Source organism: Streptomyces rubellomurinus, assembly GCF_000961885.1.
In the GTDB taxonomy this organism is placed as follows: Bacteria; Actinomycetota; Actinomycetes; order Streptomycetales; family Streptomycetaceae; genus Kitasatospora; species Kitasatospora rubellomurina.
On record NZ_JZKH01000091.1, the window covers coordinates 1 to 16,614 of the forward strand.

Below are 16,614 nucleotides of genomic sequence, written 5' to 3' on the forward strand. Positions count from 1 at the left end.
CAGCAGGCCGGCCGCGGCGGGGATCAGCGGGCCGTGGCAGATCTGGGCGACGGGCTTGTCGGCGGCGAAGAAGTGCTGGGCGATCCGCTGCACGTGCGGATCGTTGCGCAGGTACTCGGGGGCGCGGCCGCCGGGGATGACGAGGGCGGCGTAGTCGGCCGGTTCGACGTCGGCGAGGGCGATGTCGGCGGGCCAGGTGTAGCCGGGCTTCTCGGTGTAGGTGTCGTAGCCGTCGACGAAGTCGTGCACCACGAACTGGAGGCGCTTCTTGGTCGGGGCCGCGATGTCGACCTGGTAGCCCTCCTCGCGCAGCCGCTGGTACGGGTAGAACACCTCCAGCGACTCGGCGGCGTCCCCGGTGACGAGCAGGATCTTGGTTGCCATCGCCGACATTCCTCCACGTGGTCGTGCCCGTGATCGGGCCTTCGGGCGGGCCTGCCCGGGGCCGGGTCCAACCTTGCGTACCGGCGGGCCCGTTGGCAACAGGGCGCACCGGGTGCGACACGGCGCGTGGTCGCCCGTGCGCGCTGGCGGCGGGCGGTGCGCGCCGGGTGGGTGACCGGCTGCGGCGGCGGGCGGGGGCGCGGCCTAGACTCCAGGTGCCCGACCGCGGCCCAGCCGCGGTACGAACGATCCGCTCCCGGAGGACCGTCTTGCCGGACCGCACCACCTACCTCGTCCTGCCCGGCTACCAGAACTCGGGGCCCGAGCACTGGCAGTCCCGCTGGGAGGCGGCCGAGCCGGCGGCCTTCCGCCGGGTCGAGCAGGCCGACTGGGACCACCCGGAGCCGGTGGACTGGGTGGCCCGGGTGGACGCGGCGGTGGCCGGGGCGGCGGCGCACGGGCCGGTGGTGCTGGTCGCGCACAGCCTCGGCTGCGTGACGGCGGCGCGCTGGGTGGCGGGTGCCTCCGCCGAGCGGACGGCCGCCGTGCGGGGCGCGCTGCTGGTCGCCCCGGCGGACGTCGACACCGCCGAGGTGCCGGAGCTGGTCGGTTTCCGTCCGGTGGCGCTGGCGCCGTTCCCGTTCCCGACGGTCGTCGTGTCCTCGACGGACGACCCGTGGGTGCGGCCGGAGCGGGCCCGGGCGTTCGCCGCGGCGTGGGGTGCCCGGTACGTCGAGCCGGGGGCGTACGGGCACCTCAACTCGGCCTCCGGGCTGGGCGACTGGCCGGAGGGCCGGGCACTGCTCGCCGAACTGTGACACCGTGACCGGGGGGATGAAGTGATCGGAACAGGTGGGGAACCCGGGCGGCGCCGCGCCAGGCGCGTCCTGGTCCGGGTGCTGGCCGCGACCGGGGTGGCCGCGGTGCTGTTGTACACCGAGGGGCAGTGGGAGAGCCGTTCGGGCGGGCGGATGCTGGTCGCTGACCTGCTCAACCAGCCGGAGCTGCTGCTCGGTTCGGCGCTGGCCGCGCTGATCGCGGCGGCCTGGCTGGGCGACCGCCGCACCGCCGTCCGGCAGGCGACCCGGGCGGTCACGGTGACCGCCGGGGTGGTGTTCCTGCTCGGCGTGCTGACCGCGCACAAGGTGTCGGCCGCCGAGACCCGCAGCCGGGAGGACGCCCCGGCCGTGCCGGCGCGCACCCTGGTCGTGGTGCACCGCGAGTTCCCGGCCGGGCCGGGCGGCGGGGAGCGGTGGCAGGTGCTGCTGGAGGCCGGGGAGGGCTGGTCGGCGCGCCGCTGGTCGCTGGCCGAGATCGGCGGCGGGCCGGACGGTTCCCGGCTGGTGACGGCGAGTTGGACGGACCGGGACCAGATCACCGTGGTGACGGACTCCTACCGGCGGGTGTTCAACCTCGACCAGGACAGCGGCGAGCCGATCGAGGCACGCTGACCCCCGCCCGGGTGTCCGGACGGGGTCAGCGGAGGATCACTGCCTCCCGTCGTCCGGCTGGTCGGCCGGCGGGGCGGACGGCGCGGAGCGGCCGACCGGGTCGCCGCCGCGCGGCTTGCCGGTGCCGCCCGGGGTGGCCCCGCCGGTGCAGCCGGCGCCGGAGGTGGGGCCGGTGGTGGGGCAGTTGGGGTCGCGCTTGGGCGGGTCCGGGATGTAGACGGTGGTGAAGTTCTTCTCCGGCAGGCCCTGGACGGCGTCGCTCATCGCCTTCCGCCAGATCGGGCCGGGCCCGGTCGCGCCGAACACCTCGGCCTGGTACTCGCCGCCGATCCGGATGTTGCGCATCGGCACCTTGGTGCCGGGGCTGCCGAGCCAGACGGAGCCCGCGAGGTTGCCGGTGTAGCCGGTGAACCAGGCCGACTTCTTCTCGTCGGTGGTGCCGGTCTTGCCGGCGATCTGCCGGCCGTCGTCCAGGCCGAGGTCCTTACCGGTGCCCTTCTCGGTCACGCCGAGCAGCACGGTGTTGATCACGTCGGCGGTGTTCTCGGACATCACGGCCTCGCAGCGCGGAGCCGGCACCGGGACGTCCTTGCCGTCGACGGTGCTGATCCGGCTGATCGCCAGCGGCGCGCAGTAGGTGCCCCGGGCGGCGAAGGTGGCGTACACGTTGGCCATGGTCAGCGGGGTGACCTCCTCGGTGCCGAGGCCGAGGCCGGGCAGTTCCTCCAGCGGGTCGCCGCTCGCCTTGGCCGTGACGCCGAGCTTGTTGGCCATCTGCTTGACGGCGCAGAGGCCGATCTCCTGCTCCATCTGCACGAAGTAGGTGTTGACGGAGAGCGCCATCGCCTCCTTCAGCTGGTACGGGCCCTTCTCGCGCGGGCTCTCGTTGGGGATCACCCCGTCCTTCTTGCCCTTGTTGACGTTCTTCCAGGTGCCGCCGCAGGTGGTCATCGTCGGCCAGTCCATCCGGTTCGGCGAGTCGTAGCTCTGGGTGGGCGGCAGGCCCGCCTCCAGGGCCGCGGCGGCCACGATCGGCTTGAAGTTGGAGCCGGGCTGGAAGCCGATGCCGCCGCCCATCCCCGCGTCCACGTTGTAGTTGACGACGGTCTCGTTCTTCTCCTTGGCCAGGCCGTACGGGCGGGTCTGGGCCATCGCCAGGATCTTCCCGGTGCCCGGCTCGACCATGGTCATCGCGGCCGAGACCGGGTCGGTGACGTACACCTTGGTGGAGACGGCGTTCTGCGCGGCGGCCTGCTTGTCCGGGTCGAGCGTGGTGTAGATGTTCAACCCGCCGGTGTCCCACAGCTTCTTGCGCTCGGCGGCGCTCTTGCCGAAGGCCGGGTCCTGCTTGACCACCCGCCGCACGTAGTCGCAGAAGAAGCCCACGCCGGCCCGGGCGGTGATGCAGCCGTTCTGCGGGTCGCGGTAGTTGAGGCCGAGCGGGGCCGCCTTCGCCTCCTTCGCCTGGTCGGCGGTGATGTGCTTCTGCTCCAGCATCTTGTCGATGACGGTGTCCCGGCGCTTCTGCGCGGCCACCGGGTGCAGCTTGGGGTCGTACTGGGAGGGGTTCTGCACCAGCCCGGCGAGCATCGCCGCCTCGGCGAGGGTGAGGTCCTTGGCGTCCTTGGCGAAGTACCGCTGGGAGGCGGCCTGGATGCCGTACGCCTGGTGGCCGTAGAAGGTGATGTTGAGGTAGTTGGTGAGGATCTGTTCCTTGGTGAGGTCCTCCTCCAGCTTGATGGCGTACCGGAGTTCCTGGATCTTGCGGCCGAGGGTCTTGCGCTGGGCCTCGCGCACCGCGTCCGGGTCGTCGCCCGCCTTCTCGACGTTGACGTTCTTCACGTACTGCTGGGTGAGGGTGGAGGCGCCCTGGACGGCGGATCCGCTCTCCGCGTTCTTGGTGATCGCGCGCAGCACGCCCTTGAGGTCCACGGCGCCGTGCTCGTAGAAGCGGGCGTCCTCGATGTCCACCTGCGCCTTGCGGATCAGCGGGGACATCTGCTCGGCGGGGATGACGGTGCGGTCGCGCTCGTACACCTTGGCGATCAGGCCGCCCTTGGCGTCGAAGATCTGGGTGGCCTGGGTGAGCGGCGGGGTCTTGAAGTCGTCGGGGATGCTGTCGAAGCTCTCGGCGCCGCTCTTCGCGCCGAGCCCGATCGCGCCGGCCGCCGGGAGCACGATGCCCGCGAGCAGGATGCCGCCGAGCACGCTGCTGCCGAGGAACTTGCCCGCGTGGCCGAGGAGTCCGATCGGGGTCTCACGGCGTCGGGGGCGCGGCACCCAGGTGTCGCCCGGGTCCTGGGCAGGTATGCGGCTCTTCGGTGACATAGTCGGAAGATTAAGGCCGCGAAACGCCTGCGTGGGCGGCCTGTTGGCGAACGATTGTCACAAAATCGCGACAGCTTCGACGCATTCGCGAGCGTCGAACGGTCGTCCACGGAGGGGCAAGGGCCGTTCGTCCACCACCCTTGCCCCTCCCCCGCGGGTCGGCCGGCCGGGTCAGCCGGCCGGGCAGGACACGTCCTCGGCCGGCCGGCGGCCGGTGACCAGGAAGTCCGTCACCACCGCGTCGCCGCACGCGTTCCCGTTGGCCCGGTACACGTCGTGGCCGCCGGAGTCCACGGTGACCATCCGGGCGCGCTCGCCGAACGCCGCCGCCAACCTGCGCGCGCCGGTGTACGGCGTGGCCACGTCGCGCAGGTTCTGCGCCAGCAGCACGTTGGCGGGGCCGCGGTCGGTCACCCGCACCGGCGGCTCGGCGGGGGCGAACGGCCAGAAGGCGCAGGGCATCACGTTGACCGGCATGCCCGCGGTGAGCGGGCGGGCGGCGCGGTCGGCGGCGACGTCCTTCGCGTAGGCCGCCGGATCGGCCGGCCAGGACACGTCGTTGCACAGGGTGGCGGCGGAGGCGGCGATGTGGTTCTGCGCCACCGGCTCGGCCTGCGGGGGCATCACGTCCGGCGCGGGCAGCGGGCGGCGGCCCAGACCGGCCAGCATCAGGCGGGCGAGGTCGGGGAAGCGCGCGTCCGCGTACAGGCTCTGCAGCATGGCGCCGCGCAGCACGTTGCCGTTCAGCTCGGCCGGGTCGGCGCCGGGCCAGGGCAGCGGCGCGCGGTCGAGGCGGGCGGCGAGGTCGAGGAAGAGCGGGCGGACCTCCTCGGGGGTGTCCGCGACCCGGTCCGGGTTGCCGGGCGCCGCGGCCCACCGGGCGAAGTCCGGGAAGCGGTCCTCGACGCCCTGCCCGTACGCGGCCAGCCAGTTGCGGCCGACCTTCGACGGGTCCGGGTCGTCGTTGCTGTCCAGCACGATCCGGTCGGTGTTCCGGGCGAACATCGTGGCGTAGACGGCGCCCGCGTACGACCCGTACGAGGTGCCCCAGGCGGAGATCCGGCGCTCGCCGAGGGCGCGGCGGACGCGGTCGATGTCGCGGGCCTCGTTCGCGGTGGAGATGCTGCGCAGCACCGGGCCGCCGTTGCGGGCGCAGGCGTCGGCGAAGCGGTGGGCGAGGGCGAGGTTCCCGTCGATCGAGCCGTCCGGGGCGGGCCAGGGGCGGAGCCTGACCGGCGCCAGGTCGTCGTGGTCCAGGCCGCAGCTGACCGGGGTGGACGCACCGACGCCGCGCGGGTCGAAGCCGACCAGGTCGAAGCGGTCCTTCACCTCCTGCGGCAGTTGCTGGACGGCCCGGCTCGGGCGGTCGAGGCCGTCCTCACCGGGGCCGCCGGGGATGATCAGCAGCACGCCCTGGCGCAGGCCCGGCTTGGCGGTGGCGATCCGGGAGACGGTGAGGGTGAGCTGCTCGCCGTCCGGGTCCTGGTAGTCCAGCGGGACGGCGAGGGCGGCGCAGCGCTGGGCCGGGTCGTGCGGCGGGCCCGGCTTGCTCGGACAGTCCGTCCAGGCGAGGCCGTCGTGGCGGCCGTGCCGCTGGTCGGCGGCGGAGGCGGGGGCGGCGGTCAGGGTGCCGAGGACGGTGGCGGCGAGGACGGCCGCGGCTGCGGCGGTGAGGGTGCGCTGGGGAATCGACATGCCCAAGAGTCTGCTGGGGCTGGTGACTTGGGCCCATCCGGACAGCCGGTCGAGCGGGGGTGGGGGTTTCCCCCCGACTCGCCTCCGGCTCACCCCCGGCCGGCCGCTCAAGCGGACCGACAGGCCGTCAGAGCAGGGTGAGGATGCGCGGGCCGTCCTCGGTGATCGCGACGGTGTGCTCGACGTGGGCGGCGCGGCTGCCGTCGGTGGTGCGCAGCGTCCAGCCGTCCGGGTCGGTGCGGTGGTCGTCGCGGCCGCCGCGGGTGAGCATCGGCTCGATGGCGAGCACCAGGCCGGCGCGCAGCGGGTAACCCCGGCCGGGGCGGCCCTCGTTGGGCACGTGCGGGTCCTCGTGCATGCGGCGGCCGATGCCGTGGCCGCCGAAGTCCTCGGGCAGGCCGTAGCCGCCGGCCCTGGCGACGGTGCCGATGGCGTGGGCGATGTCGCCGGTGCGGTTGCCGACGACGGCGGCGGCGATGCCGGCCTCCAGGGCGCGGCGGGCGTCCGCGATCAGGGCGGTGTCCTCGGGGCGGGCGGTGCCCACGGTGAAGCTGACGGCGGCGTCGCCGGCCCAGCCGTCGAGGACGGCGCCGCAGTCGATGCTGACCAGGTCGCCGTCGCGCAGCCGGTAGCCGTCCGGGATGCCGTGGACGACGGCGTCGTTGACGGAGGCGCAGATGACGGCCGGGAAGGGGACGGGCGCGAAGGACGGGCGGTAGCCGAGGAACGGCGAGGTGGCCCCGGCGGCCCGGAGGACGGCGCGCGCCGCCTCGTCCAGCTCCAGCAGGCTGACGCCGACGTCGGCCGTCTCCTGGACGGCGGCCAGTGCCCGGGCCACCACCCGTCCGGCTTCGCGCATCGCGGCGAGTGCGGTGTCCGACTTGAGTTCGACCATGACGGCCCCTCCCCTGGATCCAATTCTTATACCGGTATTTGTATCACGGTCGATGGTGAACGGACGTCACCGGCGGCGGGCCGGGCGCTCGGCGGGGACGACGCACGGCGCGGCCGCAGGCCGCTCACCAGGGAATTCGTGACGCCTGACGGCCCGGGATCCGCTAGTGTTCGGCCGCACACTCTGATGATCTGAATTTCAAGGACCTGCCGTGACCACCCCGCCGCTCGACTCCGCCGACGCGACCCAGCCCGCCGCCCAGCAGCCCGAGCACCCCGCACTCCCCACCCCGGCCCAGCCCTCCCGGCTGCGCCGCTTCGGCCGCCGCGCATGGGGCCCGGCCCTGTTCGTCGTGCTGGTCGCCGGCGCCCTGACCGTCGCCGGCTTCGCCGAGAAGTCCGAACCGGCGGCCGCCCAGGCCGGCGACTGCGTGCACGACCTCGGCAACGGGACCAAGCCGAAGATGGAGCTCGTCGACTGCACGAAGCCCAACGCGGACTTCAAGGTCACCAAGGTCGTCCACGACGAGCACGACAAGCACCCGTGCGACTCCGAGCCGGACGAGGTCTTCGGCTCGTACACCGAGGAGCGCCGCTCCTCCATCGTCACCCTCTGCCTGGCCGTGAACACCGCCCGGCCCGGCGGCCCGATCAAGGACCTCCCCTCCTGGCCCGCGGAGCACTGACCCGGGCACTGGCCCTGGACACTGGCCCTGGGCGCCGACCCCGGTCACCGACCGCCCCGCCCGCCGGGCGTCGATGGCCGTAGACTCCTCGCCATGGTGAGGACTCCGCTTTCCCCGTGGGAGCGCGAGCGCGGCGAGCGCTTCGGGGCGCTGCTGCGCGAGGCGCGTGGCGAGCGCAGCATGGTCGAGATCGCGGCGGTGGCCGGGGTGTCGGCGGAGACGCTGCGCAAGATCGAGACCGGCCGGGCGCCGACGCCCTCGTTCTTCACGATCGCCGCGCTGGCCTTCGCGCTCGACCTCTCGCTGGACGAGCTGGCGGCGGCCTGCGCCCTGCCCGAGGACGCCGGCGGCGAGGCGCTGTCGGCGTGACGGAGCCCGCTCCGCCCGACCGACGACGGCCCGCCCGGCACGCAGCAGCGTGCCGGGCGGGCCGTCACTGTTCACGGGCCGGCAGCGGTCACCCCACCGAGCTGTTGTAGCTCTCGATCGCGGGCTGGATCTCCTTGGCCGCGTCGGCCAGCGCCTGCTTCGCGGGCTTGGTGCCGGCGATGGTCTGCTCGATGGCGGTCTCCACGCCCTTGCGGGCCTGCGGCATGACGCCGAGCAGGCAGCCGGCCGTGGCCGGGGTGGGCTTGGTGGCCTTGAGCTGGTCGATGGCCGTCTGGAACTGCGGGTACTTGGCCACCCACTCCTTGTCCTTGGGGTCGTCCAGGGACTTCTTGTTGACCGGGAAGTAGCCGGTGCCGGTGTGCCAGGCGGCCTGCTGCTCGGGCGAGGTGACGAACTTCTCGAACTCCCAGGCGGCGCGCTTCTCGGCGTCCGAGTGGCCGGGGCCGCTGATCCACAGCGAGGCGCCGCCGATCACCGGGCCGCCCTGGTCGGCGGCGGAGGTCTTCGGGAACGCGGCGGTGCCGACCTCGAACTTGGCGGCCTCCTTGTAGCCGCGCAGCACGCCGGTGGACTCCAGGTGCATCGCGACGGTGCCGGCCTTGAAGGCGGCCTGGGCGTCGTCGGTGTTGCGGCCGGTGTTGGCGGCGTACCCGCCCTTGACCAGGTCGGCCCACCACTGGACGATCTCGGCGCCCTTGTCGGAGTCGAAGACGACCTTGCCCGCCTTGCTGGTGCGGCCGTTGTCGTTGTCGCAGTACATGGTGCCGGACTCGGCGAGCAGCTGCTCCACGAACCAGCCGTAGATCGCGGCGCCGAAGCCGTACCGGACGGTCTTGCCGTCGGCGTCCTTCTTGGTCAGCTTCTTCGCCAGCTCGCCCAGCCCGGCCAGGTCCTTGGGCGCCTGCGCCGGGTCGAGGCCGGCCTCCTTGAACGCGTCGTCGTTCAGGTAGAGCAGCGGCATCGAGGAGTTGAACGGCATCGAGACGAGCTTGCCGCCGGCCGAGTAGTAGTTGCGGATGTTGGCGTCGAGGTCGTCCAGCGAGTAGCCGTCCTTGTCGGCGAAGGCCTGCGCGGGAACGGTCTGCTGGGAGTCGATCATGAACCGGGTGCCGATGTCGTAGACCTGCACCAGGGCGGGGGTGCCCTTCTGCTGCACCGCGGCCTTGTACTTGGTGACCAGTTCGTCGTACTTGCCCTGGAACTGCGCCTTGACCTCGATCTTGCCCTGGTGGGCCGCGTTGAACTGGCTGACCAGGCCGTTCAGCACGTCGGCGTTCTTGCCGGTCATCGAGTGCCAGAACTCGACGGTGGTGACGCCCGAGGCCTGGTCCAGCGCCTGCGCGCCGGGGGCGCCGTCGGCGGCGCCGGAGCCCGAGTCGGAGCCGGAGGAGCTGCAGGCGGTGACGGCGGTCAGGGACAGGCCGGCCACCAGCAGGGCCGCGAGCGCGCGGGCACTCTTCTTCACGGGGGTTCTCTCTCTACTGGAGGGAAGGGGACGACTGGACGGGAGGGGACGACTGGCGGGAAGGGACGACAGGCGAGAAGGGACGACGGGCTGCCCGGTCACCGGACGGCGCCCGCGGTGAGGCCGCGGACGATGAAGCGCTGGCCGAAGACCACCAGGGCGAGCGTGGGCAGCAGCGACAGGACGGCGCCGGCCAGGATCAGGCCGGGGTCGGCCATCTCGGAGTCGCGCAGCGAGGTCAGACCGATCTGCAGGGTCCGCATCTCCGCCGTGCGGGTGATGATCAGCGGCCAGAAGTACTGGTTCCAGGCGGACAGGAACACGTAGATCGACAGCGCCGCGAGGGCCGGCTTGTTGAGCGGCACGACCACCCGCCACAGGAAGCGCCAGTGGCCGGCGCCGTCGATCCGCGCGGCGTCGCGCAGTTCGCCGGGCAGCTGCCGGAAGGACTGGCGCAGCATGAAGGTGCCGAAGCCGCTGGCGAGGAAGGGCAGCACCAGGCCGAAGTAGGTGTTGCCGAAGCCCCAGTCCGACAGCGTCAGGTAGTTGGGGATGATGATGGCCTCCCACGGGACCATCAGCGTGGCCAGGAACACTCCGAACACCACGGCCCGCGCCTTCATCGGCAGGAAGACGAAGGCGTACGCGGCGAGGATCGAGGTGACCAGCTGGGCGAGCGTGATGACCGTCGCCACCAGCGCCGAGTTGGCGTACTGGCGCACCAGCGGGATCGCGTCGACCGCCCCGGTGAAGTTCCGGCCGGTGAGCGAGTGCGGCACCAGCGCGGGCGGGTAGCTGGAGAGTTCGGACGGCCCCATGAAGGCGCCGGCGATCGCGTAGTACACCGGGAAGACCACGGTGAGCACGGCGACGGCGAGCAGCAGGTAGACGACGGCGCGGCCGAGCAGGTCGCGCGGGGAGCGGCCGGCGAACGGGCGCGGGCGGACGGGCGCGGGCCCGGCCTGCTCGGGGGCCTCGGTGGTGGTCAGACTCACGCGTAGTGCACCTTCCGCTCCAGGACGCCGAACTGGACGGCCGTGCAGGCGAGGACGACCAGGAGCAGCACCACGGCCTGGGCGCTGGCCCGGCCGAAGTCGCTGGAACCGTACGCGAAGGCCTTCTCGTAGACGGAGTAGACGAGCGTCTTGGTGGAGCTGTCCGGCCCGCCCTTGGTGAGGATGTGGATCTGGCCGAAACTCTGCAGTGAGTGGACGGTGGAGACCACGGTGAGGAAGAACAGGTTCGGGCCGAGCATCGGCACGGTGATCGAGCGGGCCAGGCGCAGGCCCGAGGCGCCGTCCAGCCGGGCCGCCTCGACGATCTCGGTGGGGATCGAGCCGATGCCGGCGGAGAGCACCAGCACGTTGTAGCCGAGGTTCATCCACACCGTGGTGGCGGCGACCGACACCAGCGCGTACCGGGAGTCCGTCAGCCAGCCGATCGGGCCGAGGCCGACCTGCGAGAGCAGGCCGTTGAGGACGCCGCTGGCGGGGTTGTAGAAGACCGCGAAGACCACCGACGCGCTCGCCACCGAGAAGGCGAACGGCAGCGCGAAGGCGGAGCGCAGCAGCCGCACGCCCCGGATCCGGTTCTCCAGGAGCAGCACCAGCACGAGCGCGCCCAGCACCCCGGGGACCACGGTGAGCAGCGTGAACAGCGCCGTGGTGAGGAGGGTGTCGGCGAAGTCGGCCGAGCTGAGCAGGTCGGTGTAGTGCTTCAGCCCCACGTACTTCGAGGGCGCGCCGAACAGGTCGTTGGCGTGCGCGCTCAGGTAGAGGGTCCGGCCCAGCGGGTAGCCGATGAAGAGGGCGAAGACCACCAGGGAGGGCAGCAGGAAGGCCCAGGCGAGCCCGTGTTCGCCCCAGCGCCGCCCTCGCTGACGTGGTGACGGGGTGCGGCCCCGGGGGGCCGCGGCGTGCGGTGCGGTCGGCATGGGTTGCGCGTCCGCCTTTCGTATGTCGGTTCCGGCCGAAACCGTGTCTTGCCCGAACGACGGCGCGGAAACCCCACGATGAGCAGCGGGTGTCAGCGGGATTACGCGTTCGCGTCAGATTCGGCCGGTCGTGCGCGGACGGGCCGCGGCCGCGACGGCTGCGCCTGCGTGGCGGGCGCGGGGGCGCGCCGGGGAACGCGGAACGGCTCAACACCCCTGTGATGCGGGGGTGTTGAGCCGTGTTCGAGGTGCGGCGGGCTGCGGTCAGGCGGTGACGCCGCCGTCCAGCACCAGGTCGGCGCCGACCGTGTAGCCGGCCTCCGGCGAGGCGAGGTAGAGCACCGCGGCCGCGATCTCCGCCACCGCTCCGGCCCGGCCGACCGGGACCTCGGCCTTCATCCGCTCGGCCTTCTCGGCCTCGCTCTCCCCCGCCCGGGTGGACATGTCGGTGGCCACCGGGCCGGGGCTGACCAGGTTGATCCGCACGCCGTCTGCGATGTGGTCGCGCGCGGCGGAGCGGGTCAGCGCGGTGACGGCGGCCTTGCTGGTGACGTACGCGCCGGCGCCCTCCATCCGCCGGTGGACGCCGAGGTTGGACGAGACGTTGACGATCGCGCCGCCGCCGTTGGCCCGCATGTGGCCGATCTGGTGCTTCATCGCGAACAGGGTGCCGGTCACGTTGGTGTCGAACAGCCGCTGCCACTCGGCCTCGTCGATGTCGGCGATCGGGCCGGGGGCGGCGAACACCCCGGCGTTGTTGACGGCGACGTCCAGGGCGCCGAACTGCTCGACGGTCTCGCGGACGAGGCGGGCGGCGTCCCGGCTGTCCGTCACGTCGCCGGTCAGCGCGACGGCCTTGCCGCCGGCCCGCTCGATCAGCTCGACGGTCTCGGCGAGCGGCGCGGCGCTGCGGCCGGCCACGGCGACCCGGGCGCCCTCGGCGGCGAAGGCCAGGGCGATGGCCCGGCCGATGCCGCTGCCGCCGCCGGTGACCAGGACGGAGCTGTCGGCGAAACGCGTGGTCATGAGGTGAACTCCTTGATGCGGTCGATGCGTTCAGGTGTCGTGCTGGTGGTCGTGGTCGTGGTGGTCGTGGTGGTCGTGGTCGTGGTGGTCGTGGTCGTGGTGGTTCGGGGCAGGGCGGCGACCGCGAGGGCGGTGAGCGCCAGCCCGGCGGCGGCCGCCGCGAAGGCCGCGGCGTAGCCGCCGACGACGGTCGGGCGGGTCGCGGCGAGCGCCATCAGGGCTGCCAGGCCCGCGGTGGGCCCGAGCTCCATGGCGGTGTTGAGGACGCCCGCGGCGAGGCCGGTCCGCTCGGGCGGCACGCCGCCGGTGGCGAGGACGGCCGCGCCGGCGAAGGCGGCCGCGGCTCCGGCGGGCAGCAGGAGCAGTCCGGGCAGCAGGTCGGCGGCGTACCCGCTGCCGGGGGTGAGCCGGGCCAGCAGGCCGAGTCCGGCCGCCGCGAGGGCGAGGCCGCCGGCGGTGACCGCGGCCGGGCCGTACCGCGCGGTCAGCGGCCCGGCGAGACGGCCGGCGAGCAGCAGGACGGCCGCGTACGGCAGGAAGGCGCCGGAGGTGGCCAGCAGGCCCCAGCCGCGCACCTGCTGGAGGTAGAGCGCGAGCAGCACGAAGGTGAGCCCGGTGCCGGCGGCGGTCGCCATGACGGCGGCGAGCGCGGTGGCGCGGCGCCGGTCGGCGAGGAAGCCGGGCGGCAGCAGCGGGTCGGGGGTGTGCCGTTCGGCGGCGGCGAAGGCGAGCAGCAGGACGAGCCCGGCGGCCAGCGGGGCGAGCGTCGCGGGGGTGCGCCAGCCGTGTTCGGTGGAGCCGACCAGGCCGTAACTGGCCGCGCAGACACCGGCGGTGGCGAGCGCGGCGCCGCGCAGGTCCAGGGCGGGGCGGCGGCCGGCGGGTGCGGCGGGCGGCAGCGAGCCGGAGCGCAGCAGCCCGGTGAGCGCGACCAGGACGGGCACGGCGAACAGCCAGCGCCAGGAGGCGACGGCGGCGACCGCGCCGGAGGCCAGGCTGCCGGCCGTCGCGCCGAGCACCGAGAGGCCGCCCCAGGTGGCCATCGCCCGCCGGTAGGCGGCGGGTTCGGGGCGCAGCTCGCGGACCACCGCGACGGCCGCCGGGGCGGTGAGGGCCGCGCCGACACCCTCGGCGAAGCGGCCCGCCAGCAGGACGGCGAAGCCGGGCGCGAGGGCGCAGGCGATCGAGGCGGCGGCGAGCAGGGCCAGGCCGGCGCGCAGCGTCCGGCGCCCGCCGTACCGGTCGGTGAGCCGGCCGCCGAGCAGCAGCAGCGCGCTGAAGGAGAGCCCGTAGGCGGCGTTCAGCAGCAGCACGCCGGACGGGCCGAGCCCGAACTCCCGGGCCACCAGGGGCAGCGGCACGGAGAGGATCATGATGGTGAAGATCAGCGCGGCCTGCACGCCGCCCAGCAGGGCGAAGCCCGGCTGGCCGGGCGTGGTCGTATTCGCAGTCGTAGTCGCAGTCGCGCTCGTGGTTGTGCCCATGGAACCCCCCTCTCATTTAAACGACCGTTCGATCCAGTATCGGGACAGCAGAAAACCGCGAACGTACCCGGCCCCCCGCACGGATCAGTCGAGCAGCACCAGCGCCTGCTCGGCCGCGTCCCGCACCCGCGCGGCGCCGTCCGCGGTCTTCCCCATCACCCGCATGCCCTGCATCAGCACCATCAGCATCCGGGCCAGCGCCCGGGGTTCCCGCCCGGCGGGCAGCTCCCCCTGCGCCCCGGCCCGCACCAGCGCGGCGGTCAGCGCCGTCTCCAGGTGGCCGAGGCTGGCGTCCACCCGGCGGGCCGCCGAGGGGTCGTGCGGGGCGAGCTCGACGGCCGTGTTGGTGACGAAGCAGCCGCGCTCCCGCCCGTCCTCGGTGGAGGACGTCGCGTACCGGCGCACCATCGCCCGCACCGCCGGCAGCACCGGCCCGGGCTGGGACAGTTCGGCCAGCAGCACCGGGTCGGTCTGCTCGGCGTACCGCTCCAACGCGCGCAGGTAGAGCTCGTGCTTGCTGCCGAAGGTGGCGTAGATGCTCGCGCGGGCGATCCCGAGCTCCTCGACCAGGTCGGCCATCGAGGTGGCCTCGTAGCCGCGGCGCCAGAACAGCTCGAGTGCCGCCTGCAGCGCCGCGTCCGGGTCGAATTCCTTCGTTCGCGCCATGAGGGAACACTAAGCCTTTCGAGACCGATCGGTCAAGATCGATCGGTCACTCAGCCCTGTGCTCAACCCTCCGCGAGGTGCCGCTCGACGGTGGCCACCTTCGCGGTCAGGCCATCGGTCACCCCCGCCCGGTCGTCGATCTTGATGACCGTGCTCACCCGCCCGCTGTACGCCTTCACCGCCTCGATCGCCGCCCGGATCACCGGCATCACCTCGTCCCACTCGCCCTCGATGCTGGTGAACATGGCGTCCGTGCGGTTCGGCAGCCCGCTCGCCCGGACCACCCGCACGGCGGCCGCCACCGCCTCCCCCACGTCCTCGCCGATGCCCAGCGGGGTCACCGAGAATGCTGCGATCACGGCTCTGCTCCTTGTGTCGACGGCACTGGTCGCGGCCCGGGTCACCCCGGCCGCGACCAGGCTACGGCGCGGTCCGCCGTCGACGGCGGGTGCGGCTCCGGCTCGGGCCAGCCGGTTGTGACGACCAACGACGGCAGGCCGCACGACTGGTGGGTGGGCGGACTGCTGAGGTCCTGACGCTCGGGCCGGTGCTCGGCCGGCCGCGTCCGCCCCTCCGCAGGGGAGTCCGCACCTCAGTCGCGGGCCATACCGTCGGTGACGGGCGGGCCGGCTCAGGCGATCGTCGGCAGCGGCGGTTCGACGGCCAACGGGGCGGTGGAGCGGGCCCGGTGCTGGGCCGCCCAGGAGGTGAGCGCCACCGTGCAGGCGTGGTCGAGGTGGCGCAGGCCGGACCAGTCGAGCTCGACCGGCCGGTCGGCGGGCAGCCGCTCCAGGGTGTCGAGCAGCCGGGGCAGCCGCAGGAAGGTGGCGTTGCCGCTGAGCCGGACGCGGTGCAGCGGCTGCCCGGTCGTCAGCACCACCTCCTCGACGGCGATCTGGAGGGTGGAGGTCTGCCAGGCGGAGGTGACCACCGCCAGGCCGATGCCGATCAGCACCCCCTCGAACAGGTCGGTGGCGATGATCGCCACGGCCGTCACCACCAGCACCGCCGCCTCGCTGCGGTGCTCCCGGCACAGCGCGACGATCCGGCGCACCGGGACGAGCTTGGCGCCGGCGTGCACCAGGACGGCGGCCAGCGCGCAGAGCGGGACGAGCCCGAGCGCGCCGGGCAGCAGCGCGGTGAACAGCAGCAGCCACAGGCCGTGCAGGAAGCGGGAGGCCCTGCTGCGGGCGCCGGCCTGGACGTTGGCGGCGCTGCGCACGATCACCGCGGTCATCGGCAGCGCGCCGAGCAGCCCGCAGACGGTGTTGCCGAGCCCCTGGGCCGTCAGTTCGCGGTCGTAGTCGGTGCGCGGGCCGTGGTGCATCCGGTCGACGGCGGCGGCGCTGAACAGCGTCTCGGCGGAGGCGATCAGGGTGAAGGCGACGACGGTGCCGAGCCCGGCGGTGCCGGCCAGGGCGCCGAGCGAGTCCGGTTCGGGCAGGTGGACGACGTCGAGCAGTCCGGCGACCCGGACCCGGGCCACCGGCAGGTCGGCGGCGGCGGTGACGGCGGCGGCCAGTCCGACCGCGGCCAGCGGCGCGGGGACGGCCGTGGCGAGGCGCTGCGGCAGGTGCTTCCAGCCGATCAGCACCGCCAGGGTCCCGATGCCCAGCAGGACGGCGCTCGGGTGGGCGGCGCCGGTGAGGGTGTCGCGGAGCAGGGCGGGCAGCCGGGCGAGCTTGTCCGGGCCGGTGGCGGGGGCGCGGCGGTCGGCGAGCGCGTAGAGCTGGCCGGTCAGCAGGGTCAGGCCGATGCCGGCCAGCATGCCGTGCACCACCGAGGTGGAGATGGCGCGGAACCAGCGGCCGAGGCGTAAGGCCCCCATGGCCAACTGGAGCAGGCCGGTGCCGAGCACCAGCAGGCCGAGGGCGCCGGCGCCGAAGCGCTGGACGGCGTCGGCGACCAGCACGGTCAGCCCGGCGGCGGGGCCGCTGACCTGCAGGGTGCTGCCGGGCAGCAGGCCGACGACCAGGCCGCCGACGATGCCGGTGACCAGGCCGAGTTCGGCCGGGACGCCGGAGGCGACGGCCACGCCGACGCACAGCGGGAGGGCGACCAGGAACACCACCAGCGAGGCGGGCAGGTCGTGGCGCCACGGGACGGCGCGCAGCGCGGCGAGCGGGGGCCGGCGGCGGCCCTTCGGGGTGCTCGTGCGGGGGTGGCCCGGCGGGCTCTTGCGACGGCGGGGGTACGGGTTCACCCGGTCACC

16 protein-coding genes are annotated in these 16,614 nt (G+C 73.7%); 4 read left to right on the top strand and 12 right to left on the bottom strand.

All coding sequences use genetic code 11. The features are described from left to right. A partial coding sequence (locus tag VM95_RS31040; RefSeq protein WP_045703098.1) for a DJ-1/PfpI family protein occupies positions 1-384 on the bottom strand: 384 nt, incomplete at its 3' end. Between the two features lie 269 nt (positions 385-653). On the opposite strand from VM95_RS31040, the gene VM95_RS31045 reads away from it, so the two are divergent. Continuing rightward, complete coding sequence (locus tag VM95_RS31045) at positions 654-1,202, top strand: RBBP9/YdeN family alpha/beta hydrolase (protein ID WP_045703100.1); 549 nt, start codon at positions 654-656, stop codon at positions 1,200-1,202. Between the two features lie 21 nt (positions 1,203-1,223). Continuing rightward, positions 1,224-1,835: a hypothetical protein gene (locus tag VM95_RS31050; protein WP_157882247.1), complete on the top strand. Its 612-nt coding sequence runs from the start codon at positions 1,224-1,226 to the stop codon at positions 1,833-1,835. Positions 1,836-1,871: 36 nt separating this feature from the next. Here VM95_RS31050 and VM95_RS31055 read toward each other — a convergent pair whose 3' ends face one another. The 3 genes from VM95_RS31055 to map all read right to left on the bottom strand — a co-directional run bounded on the left by VM95_RS31055 (position 1,872) and on the right by map (position 6,753). Continuing rightward, complete coding sequence (locus VM95_RS31055) at positions 1,872-4,163, bottom strand: transglycosylase domain-containing protein (protein ID WP_078860811.1); 2,292 nt, start codon at positions 4,161-4,163, stop codon at positions 1,872-1,874. 171 nt (positions 4,164-4,334) lie between these two features. Beyond that, the gene (locus tag VM95_RS31060) at positions 4,335-5,858 is read right to left on the bottom strand and encodes an alpha/beta hydrolase (RefSeq protein WP_045703104.1); all 1,524 of its coding nucleotides are present in this window, start codon (positions 5,856-5,858) and stop codon (positions 4,335-4,337) included. Between the two features lie 127 nt (positions 5,859-5,985). Then, complete coding sequence (map, locus tag VM95_RS31065; RefSeq protein ID WP_045703106.1) at positions 5,986-6,753, bottom strand: type I methionyl aminopeptidase; 768 nt, start codon at positions 6,751-6,753, stop codon at positions 5,986-5,988. Positions 6,754-6,964: 211 nt separating this feature from the next. On the opposite strand from map, the gene VM95_RS39305 reads away from it, so the two are divergent. After that, the gene (locus tag VM95_RS39305; protein WP_052706742.1) at positions 6,965-7,438 is read left to right on the top strand and encodes an LppU/SCO3897 family protein; all 474 of its coding nucleotides are present in this window, start codon (positions 6,965-6,967) and stop codon (positions 7,436-7,438) included. Positions 7,439-7,531: 93 nt separating this feature from the next. Then, positions 7,532-7,807 (top strand): helix-turn-helix domain-containing protein, encoded by a 276-nt coding sequence (locus VM95_RS31075; RefSeq protein ID WP_045703109.1) that lies wholly within the window; start codon positions 7,532-7,534, stop codon positions 7,805-7,807. Positions 7,808-7,895: 88 nt separating this feature from the next. On the opposite strand, the gene VM95_RS31080 is transcribed toward VM95_RS31075, so the two are convergent. From VM95_RS31080 to VM95_RS31115, 8 genes are all read right to left on the bottom strand, one after another. Beyond that, positions 7,896-9,293: an ABC transporter substrate-binding protein gene (locus VM95_RS31080; protein ID WP_045703111.1), complete on the bottom strand. Its 1,398-nt coding sequence runs from the start codon at positions 9,291-9,293 to the stop codon at positions 7,896-7,898. Positions 9,294-9,391: 98 nt separating this feature from the next. Continuing rightward, positions 9,392-10,288 carry a carbohydrate ABC transporter permease gene (locus VM95_RS31085; RefSeq protein ID WP_244179012.1) on the bottom strand — a complete coding sequence of 299 codons (897 nt, stop codon included), beginning with the start codon at positions 10,286-10,288 and terminating at the stop codon, positions 9,392-9,394. Continuing rightward, entirely contained in the window at positions 10,285-11,226 is a 942-nt protein-coding gene (locus VM95_RS31090) for a carbohydrate ABC transporter permease (protein WP_045703113.1), read from the bottom strand. The genes VM95_RS31085 and VM95_RS31090 overlap by 4 nt, the downstream gene beginning before the upstream one ends. 264 nt (positions 11,227-11,490) lie before the next feature. Further along, positions 11,491-12,252, bottom strand: coding sequence for an SDR family NAD(P)-dependent oxidoreductase (locus VM95_RS31095; RefSeq protein WP_045703115.1), 762 nt, complete (start codon positions 12,250-12,252; stop codon positions 11,491-11,493). Further along, complete coding sequence (locus tag VM95_RS31100) at positions 12,249-13,736, bottom strand: MFS transporter (protein ID WP_078860812.1); 1,488 nt, start codon at positions 13,734-13,736, stop codon at positions 12,249-12,251. Before VM95_RS31100 ends, VM95_RS31095 begins: the two co-directional genes overlap by 4 nt. An 84-nt stretch (positions 13,737-13,820) precedes the next feature. Further along, complete coding sequence (locus VM95_RS31105) at positions 13,821-14,402, bottom strand: TetR/AcrR family transcriptional regulator (protein ID WP_045703117.1); 582 nt, start codon at positions 14,400-14,402, stop codon at positions 13,821-13,823. 62 nt (positions 14,403-14,464) lie between these two features. Further along, a complete protein-coding gene (locus VM95_RS31110) occupies positions 14,465-14,761 on the bottom strand; it encodes an MTH1187 family thiamine-binding protein (protein WP_045703119.1) in 297 nt (98 codons plus the stop codon). Between the two features lie 272 nt (positions 14,762-15,033). Then, positions 15,034-16,605, bottom strand: a complete 1,572-nt coding sequence (locus VM95_RS31115) for a SulP family inorganic anion transporter (protein ID WP_078860814.1) — start codon at positions 16,603-16,605, stop codon at positions 15,034-15,036. Positions 16,606-16,614 lie beyond the last annotated feature (9 nt).